The organism is Campylobacter concisus, assembly GCF_002914005.1.
Lineage (GTDB): Bacteria > Campylobacterota > Campylobacteria > Campylobacterales > Campylobacteraceae > Campylobacter_A > Campylobacter_A concisus_N.
The window spans coordinates 1-626 of the sequence record NZ_POZU01000074.1; the positions used below are offsets into that span (position 1 = coordinate 1).

Consider the following 626-nt stretch of genomic DNA (forward strand, 5'->3'; position numbering starts at 1 on the left):
TTGCTCCCACTTTCCATTAGTAAAAACATTTGCGTAACCAGCTTTTGGCTCAGTTGGTGCGATCTGTGTTGCGTTTGGAGGCATTAGATAGATCGTTTCGCCCTTGCTGCTTGCTAGTGGATCTATTTGTGCTTCTGCCTCGTATAAATATTCGTTATTTTTGGTGTCATAGATATAAATTTTCATAAGTTGCTCCTAGTATTTGATTAACACGACTACTGCCATATTGTATGGACGGTTTTCGTTAGCGGTTGGCACTGTTCGGCTAGCATCAAAGTTAATAGTAATTCCTGATCCTCTTGTCATTTGTGCCCACCAACTAGAATTTACTTCACCACCAAAAGCCCCTTGAGCTTGTATACTACCATCAGTGTTACTTCTAGTGATTATGCTACCAGTGATATTTCTTATTGCATCCCCTTGAACTGTACCCAGAGCGGCTGCATTGCCACCAGTGCCACGCATGAATTTTCCATCACTAAAGTTTGGCAATAAGAATTTATCGCCACTTTTACCATACGTATAGCCAATCTCCGCGAAAAGCGCGGAGTATGTATTTTTATCAAGTGCTGATCCGTCACAACGGAGAAAGCCCTCTGGTGTATTTGAGTTTGAGCTATATAAAA

General features: G+C 41.4%; 2 protein-coding genes. Both read right to left on the bottom strand.

Translation table 11 applies throughout. From position 1 onward, the window contains the following. Positions 1 to 186: hypothetical protein (locus CYP54_RS08810; protein WP_219810474.1), on the bottom strand; the 186-nt coding region annotated here is incomplete at its 3' end. 9 nt (positions 187 to 195) lie between these two features. After that, positions 196 to 626, bottom strand: a 431-nt coding sequence (locus tag CYP54_RS08815; protein ID WP_141108523.1) for a phage tail protein, incomplete at its 5' end; no start/stop codon positions are given.